We start from the raw sequence: 6,100 nt of genomic DNA on the forward strand, positions 1-6,100 counted from the left end.
ACGGCGGCACGCCCCTATTGCTCTTAAGCCTAGCTTTGAAGGCTCAGCTGCTGGACCTTCCCGTACGTCACCGAACGCAGCAGCCATTCCAGCGGCCCGTAGCGGAAACGCTTCAGCCAGGCGGCGCTCAGGGCAAGCTGCAGGACGAAGATCACCAACCCCACACAGATGACGCCCAGGGGTGGAATCCGGTTTGTCAGGCCGAACCCGTAACCGGTAAAAATGACCGCCATGAACACCGATTGCCCCACGTAGTTGGACAGAGCCATCCGGCCCGCAGGTTCCAGCGCGGCCTTCACCCGGGAGCCGGGCCCGGTGCGGAAGAAGAGCAGCAGCAGGGCGAGGTAACCGCAGGTCAGCAGCGGCGCCGTCAGAAGCGTCAGGCCGATGTCGAGGAACTGGGCTTCAGTGCTGCCGGCCACCCGGCTCACATAACCGTGCAGCACGCCGCCGGCCAACCCCACGGGCAGCGCCCAGGCCAGGGCCTTGCGGATCAGTGCCGGACTGACCCCGCGTTCGAAGAACCGCACCTTGGCCGCCGCGACGCCGAAGTAGAACATGCCCAGGGCCAGCGGCCCCTGGGTCAGCAGGACACTGGGCCCGTTCAACAGGTAGTTGCTGATGTTGGCCTGGAGCGCGGACAGCGGAGTGCCCGCGATTTCCTCCACCCCGGGAAACGCCGTCACCCCCTGCTCCGCCAGGTCGGTAACGCCGCCGACGGCCAGGACCAGCAGCCCCAGCAGCAGCACCAGGACGGCGATCGCACCGGTGATGACGGTCCCGGCAATGACCGCCGTCCTGGGTCTGATGTCCCACGTGGCGATCAGGATGAGGGCAAAGAGGCCGTACACGGCGAGGATGTCGCCGAACCAGAGGAACACGCCGTGCAGCACACCGAGGACCACCAGGCCCGCGGAGCGGCGCAGCATCCGCGGGGCCGGTGGCTGCTGCTGCCGCACGGCCGCCGCCCACTGGATGACGAAGCTGTAGCCGAACAGGAAAGAGAAGAGGATGTAGAACTTGAACTCGAAAAGCCCCGTGGCGGCTGCGCGCGCCGCGATATCGACGCCGGAGGTGAAGTCGGGTGACGATCCCTGCGGCAGGAGCACCCATGGGTCCGCGAAGAACCAGATGTTGACCAGCAGGATACCCAGGAGCGCGAACGCACGGAATGCGTCCAGCTCACCGATCCGCCCGGCCGCTGCCGGCGGTACGGGTCCGGGAGTTCCTTGCGTTGCATCGTAAGCATTCACGGTTCCCCCATGGAACGGCTGGACAATCTGGATCCAGCCTACCCGTGGCTGTGGCCGCCCACGCCCAGCGCCGCAGAACCCAGCACCGCCGCGCCCAGCAGCGAGGCAGCCGTTCGGACATGGTTCCACCGGGTCCAGGTCTGTGCATAGGAGGCCCAGTACCGCTGGGCTTCCATCGACTCGGAAGACATTCGCGCCAGACGGTTGTTCCGCGGCACGTGGTAGACGATGGTCAGCGCGAAGCCGGCGAGGTAAAGCCCGGAGCCGATGAGCCGCGGCAGCGCCTCGGGCTGTTCCAGCTCCCGGAACTGGCTGACAGCCAGCGCCGTCCCGGCCACCGCGGTGCCGAAGAACACGGACAGGAACGGCGGCCGCTCGGCGGCCTTGTTGACAGCCTGTATCGCGGCGGCGCCGCGGGCACGGGGCAGGCGCTTCAGCGCGGGCATGACCGTGCCGGAGAACGCGAAGTAGAACCCGCCCACGACCGCCGCGCCGGCCGCCGTCGCCATGGTCAGCCAGTCAGCCCCGGCCAGCCCGCCGGCCCCGGTACTCACTGCGCCGCAACCAGTTTTTCGTTCCACACACCAGACGAAGCAGCACGGCGGGCATAGTCCGCGAAGTCTCCGGCGGGCCGGCCCAGGACCTGCTGGATATCTGCGGTCAGGGAAGAGCCGCGGCCGTCCAGAATTTCCCCGAACAGTGCCGCGAGGGCCTCCGCCTCCGGCCGGGGAACTCCCCCGGCAACGGCTCCGTCCGCGAATTCAGCCGCTGTGACGGCCCGGTACCGCACGGGCCGGCCGACGGCACGGGCAATCTCCTCCACGGCATCGGCGAACGTCATCAGCCGGGGGCCGGTGAGCTCGTAGACCTTCCCGGCGTGGCCCGGTTGGGTCAGCGCCGCGGCGGCAATCTCCGCGACGTCTTCCAGATTGACGAAGGGCTCGGTGAACAAGCCCGCGGGCATCGCGATTTCGCCCCGTCGCGCGCCGTCCAGCAGGAAATGCTCACTGAAATTCTGCGCAAACCACGCGGACCGCACCACGGTCCAGTCCGCGCCGGACTCCCGGACCGCCTGCTCGCTGGCCAGCGCCCCGTCTTCGCCCCGGCCGGACAGGATCACCAGATATTCGACGCCGGCCCGCACCGCCCGCGCGCTGAACGCGCCGATCATGTCGGCAACTCCGGGGAACGCCAGGTCCGGGTTGTAGCAGAGGTAGGCACGCTTCACACCCGCGAGCGCAGCATCCCAGGTGGACGGATCATGCCAGTCGAAGGGCGGCCGCCCGGAGCGGGAGCCAATGCGGCGGCGGAGCCGCCCGTCCGGGCCCCGCAGGCGGTTCGCCACGCGTCGTCCGGTCCGGCCGGTACCGCCGGTGATCAGGGTCAGGTCATCTTCAGTCATGCTCCCATTCAAGCCGCCGGAATCGAGACGGAACATGGTTTGCCTGCTCAAATGCATCAGCAATCGTCTCGATAAGTGGTCTAGGATCGGCAGCATGGATCCGCTGACCAACTTCCTCGACAGTCCGCGTGCCCGCGGCGCGTTCCTGTTGCGGACCGTAATGGAGCCGCCGTGGTCCATCCTGATCCAGGACCAGGCGCCGCTGACCATCGCCGCCGTCCTGACCGGCCATGGCTGGTTCCGGCGCGACGGCAACCCGCCCCGGGAAATCTCGGCAGGCCAGCTGCTGCTCGTCCGGGGGCCGGCCCCGTACCTTGTGGCCGATGCCCCGGAGAGGCAACCCACCGTCGTCGTCCATCCCGGCCAGCGCTGCACCGGACCGGACGGCGAGGACGTCAGCGCCGCCATGCGGCAGGACGTGCGGACCTGGGGAAACGATCCGCAGGGCCGGGACACCATGCTGATCGGCACCTACCAGACGGACAACGAGGTGGGGCGGTTCCTGACCGAATCGCTGCCGGAGGCCGCCGTCATTGGGCCCGGCGGGCTGGACTACGACATCCTGCCGCTGCTGGCGGCGGAGGTCGGCCGCGATGCCCCGGCGCAGGCCAGTGCCCTGGACCGGCTGCTGGACCTGCTGCTGATTTCCGTGCTGCGCGCCCACCTGGCGGAAACCGACGGCGGGGCCGGCTGGCTGCACGCACAGCGGGATCCGGTGATCGCCCGGGCCGTCGGACTCCTGCACGAGGACCCGGCCCGCCCGTGGACGCTGGCGGTCCTGGCCTCGACGGTGGGCATCTCGCGGGCGGCGCTGGCGCGGCGGTTCCACGCCCAGGTGGGCCAGCCGCCAATGACCTACCTGGCCCGGTGGCGGCTGGCGCTGGCCGCGGACCGGCTGGCCGATTCGGACGCTACCGTTGCCGCGATCGCCCGCGAGGTGGGGTATTCCAGCCCCTTCAGCTTCAGCATGGCGTTCAAGAAACACTATGCGGTCAGCCCGCGCGACTACCGGGCGCGGACTGCCTGAACGCCGCCGCTACAGCCCCATGGCCGTGCGCAGCTGCTGCGCCACAGCGACCTGGCCCAGGATCTCCGCGTTCTGCAGTGCGGTGAGCCCGCGCGCGTCCGGAACGGTGAGGTCCGCGCCGGCGTCGATCAGCTGCTGGATCACGTCCTGGTGCTGCGGGCCGCCGGTGCCGTAGACCACCGCCTCATGCAGCGCGGTCCAGCCCAGGTTGTTCACGTGGTCCAGGGGCACACCGGCGGCGATCAGGATCTGCACGGTGCTGCCGTAGCCGTGCTCGCAGGCCGGGATCAGCGCCGTGCCACCGAACCGGTTGAGGCTGGTCACATCCGCCCCGTGGGCCAGGGTCAGCCGCAGGATCTCGTCGAACCCCTCCGCCCCGGCGTAGAGGAAGGCCGAGTCCTGGATGCTGTCCTTGGCGTTGACGTCCGCGCCGGCCTCGATCAGCGCCCGGGCCGCCTCGAGGTGGTTGTTCTTCGTGGCCACGACCAGCGGTGTCTGGGCCTGGGCATTGCGGGTTTCCAGTTCCGCTCCCTGCTCCAGCAGACTGACGACGGCGGCAGCGTCGTTGCCCGCGGCCGCCGCCAGCAGCTCCTGGTTCAGGACCGCCAGCTGCGCCGGGTCCGGCGCGGGAGGCGCCGGCGGCGGTGCCGTCTGTATCGGCGCCGGGGCCGGCGAGCCGGATGCGGAGGCGGGTGCCGTCGTCGTACTTTGCGGGCTCTCCGGGGCGGAGTCCGGTGCGGGGTCGCCGGCGGGTGAGCAGGCGGCGAGCACGATGGCGATTGCCAGCACCGCAGCGCTGGTCCGGATTCGATGGCGGGGGATCATGGACCTATTGTCGCCGCGCCGACGGCGATGATCGAATAGGTACATGGGTGCCCAAAACGTTGTCCTTGCCATCGGCACGAAGAAGGGGCTGTGGCTCGCCACCAGCCAGGACCGGAACACCTGGTCCCTGTCCAAGCCGCGCTTCCTCATGGAAGAGATCCCCAGCATCGGGATCGATACCCGAGCCGGACGCACCCGGATCATGGTCGGTGTCCGGTCCGAGCACTGGGGCCCGACGGTCGCGCACTCGGACGACTTCGGCGTCACCTGGACGGAGCCGGAGCACGGCGCCATCCGCTTCCCCGAGGATACCGGCGCGGCGGTGGAGCGGATCTGGCAGCTCCAGCCGGACGCCGAGGACCGGCCCGGAGTCGTCTGGGCCGGCTGCGAGCCGATTTCGGTCTGGAAATCGATCGACGGCGGCGACCACTTCGAGCTGGTGCGTGGGCTGTGGGACCACCCCCACCGCGAGCACTGGGGCGCCGGTTACGGCGGCGCCGCGGCGCATTCGGTCCTTCCGAGCCCGGCCAATGAGAACACCGTCCACGTCGCCATGAGCACGGGCGGTGTGTACCGGACGGACGACGGCGGCCGGTCCTGGCGGGCGCGCAACAGCGGCATCTCGGCTTATTTCCTGCCGGATCCGAATCCTGAATTCGGCCAGTGCGTGCACAAGATCGCCCGGGACAGTGTGGTGCCGGACCGGCTCTACGCGCAGAACCACCACGGCGTGTACCGCTCGGACGACAATGCCGAAACCTGGAGCTCGATCGCGGACGGGCTGCCGTCGGACTTCGGCTTCGTGATGCTGACCCATCCCCGCCGGGCGGGCACCGCCTGGGTGATCCCGCTGAAGGCGGACAGCGAGCGGATCCCTCCGGACGCCCGGCTCGCGGTGCACCGCACCGGCGACGCCGGCCGCACCTGGACGCAGTTGGACCACGGGCTGCCCGTCCAGGACTACAACGCCGTCCTGCGCGACGCCGCGACCGTGGACACGGCGGAGCCCGTGGGCGTCTACTTCGGCACCCGCGGCGGCTCCGTCTACGCCAGCGCGGACGAGGGCGAAACGTTCACGGAAATCGCCTCCCACCTGCCGGACGTCCTCTGCGTCCGCGCGGCAGTGGTGGAGGAATGAGCAGCATGGCCGGCGGAACCGAGCCCGGCATCACCGTACTGATCCCTGCCCTGCTGGCCTCCACCGTCGACGGGCAGCGCGAGGTCCGGATCCCGGTGGACGGCTCTGCCACCGTCGCGGACCTGCTGGACACGATCGGAGCAGAGTATCCGGTCTTCAACCGGCGGGTGCGGGACGAGACCGGCGCCCTGCGCCGCCACGTGAATCTCTATGTGGACGGCGAGGAAGTGCGCAGGCTCGACGGCACGGCCACCCAGGTGCACCACGGCCAGGAAGTTCTCATCATCCAGAATGTTGCCGGCGGCTGACGCCTGGCTGGCGGCCGAGCAAGCCGTCCGGGTGTGAACTGCACCCTAAATTTGGGGGTGGGGGTCCACCCCACGCGGGGCTTTGGGCGGTTGTTTGCAGGCGCCATGATTGAAACATCAAGATTCCTTGAGGGGGGACATCATGGA

Annotated in this window: 7 protein-coding genes; 3 read left to right on the top strand and 4 right to left on the bottom strand. The window is 69.4% G+C overall.

Going from position 1 to position 6,100, the window contains the following annotated elements; translation table 11 throughout:
* Positions 1 to 29: 29 nt before the first annotated feature.
* Genes AC5RWU_RS13785 through AC5RWU_RS13795 form a run of 3 tightly spaced genes read right to left on the bottom strand, consistent with a single transcriptional unit; the run spans position 30 to position 2,655 of the window.
* Complete coding sequence (locus AC5RWU_RS13785) at positions 30 to 1,253, bottom strand: DUF418 domain-containing protein (protein WP_494031266.1); 1,224 nt, start codon at positions 1,251 to 1,253, stop codon at positions 30 to 32.
* Between the two features lie 38 nt (positions 1,254 to 1,291).
* Positions 1,292 to 1,807, bottom strand: a complete 516-nt coding sequence (locus AC5RWU_RS13790; protein ID WP_494031265.1) for an anthrone oxygenase family protein — start codon at positions 1,805 to 1,807, stop codon at positions 1,292 to 1,294.
* Entirely contained in the window at positions 1,804 to 2,655 is an 852-nt protein-coding gene (locus AC5RWU_RS13795; protein WP_494031264.1) for a Rossmann-fold NAD(P)-binding domain-containing protein, read from the bottom strand. Before AC5RWU_RS13795 ends, AC5RWU_RS13790 begins: the two co-directional genes overlap by 4 nt.
* Positions 2,656 to 2,749: 94 nt before the next feature.
* On the opposite strand from AC5RWU_RS13795, the gene AC5RWU_RS13800 reads away from it, so the two are divergent.
* A complete protein-coding gene (locus AC5RWU_RS13800; RefSeq protein WP_494031263.1) occupies positions 2,750 to 3,682 on the top strand; it encodes an AraC family transcriptional regulator in 933 nt (310 codons plus the stop codon).
* A gap of 9 nt (positions 3,683 to 3,691) precedes the next feature.
* On the opposite strand, the gene AC5RWU_RS13805 is transcribed toward AC5RWU_RS13800, so the two are convergent.
* Positions 3,692 to 4,507, bottom strand: a complete 816-nt coding sequence (locus AC5RWU_RS13805; protein WP_494031262.1) for an ankyrin repeat domain-containing protein — start codon at positions 4,505 to 4,507, stop codon at positions 3,692 to 3,694.
* Between the two features lie 43 nt (positions 4,508 to 4,550).
* Here AC5RWU_RS13805 and AC5RWU_RS13810 point away from each other — a divergent pair, with 43 nt between their 5' ends.
* Entirely contained in the window at positions 4,551 to 5,645 is a 1,095-nt protein-coding gene (locus AC5RWU_RS13810) for a WD40/YVTN/BNR-like repeat-containing protein (RefSeq protein ID WP_494031261.1), read from the top strand.
* Entirely contained in the window at positions 5,642 to 5,953 is a 312-nt protein-coding gene (locus AC5RWU_RS13815) for a MoaD/ThiS family protein (protein WP_494002591.1), read from the top strand. Before AC5RWU_RS13810 ends, AC5RWU_RS13815 begins: the two co-directional genes overlap by 4 nt.
* The last annotated feature ends 147 nt before the right edge of the window (positions 5,954 to 6,100 follow it).

This window comes from Arthrobacter sp. B0427-1-12 (assembly GCF_059092905.1).

Coding starts and splice junctions, on each gene's coding strand:
- AC5RWU_RS13795 (WP_494031264.1), bottom strand. CDS start 2,655: ATGACTGAAGATGACCTGACCCTGATCACCGGCGGTACCGGCCGGACC.
- AC5RWU_RS13800 (WP_494031263.1), top strand. CDS start 2,750: ATGGATCCGCTGACCAACTTCCTCGACAGTCCGCGTGCCCGCGGCGCG.
- AC5RWU_RS13805 (WP_494031262.1), bottom strand. CDS start 4,507: ATGATCCCCCGCCATCGAATCCGGACCAGCGCTGCGGTGCTGGCAATC.
- AC5RWU_RS13810 (WP_494031261.1), top strand. CDS start 4,551: ATGGGTGCCCAAAACGTTGTCCTTGCCATCGGCACGAAGAAGGGGCTG.
- AC5RWU_RS13815 (WP_494002591.1), top strand. CDS start 5,642: ATGAGCAGCATGGCCGGCGGAACCGAGCCCGGCATCACCGTACTGATC.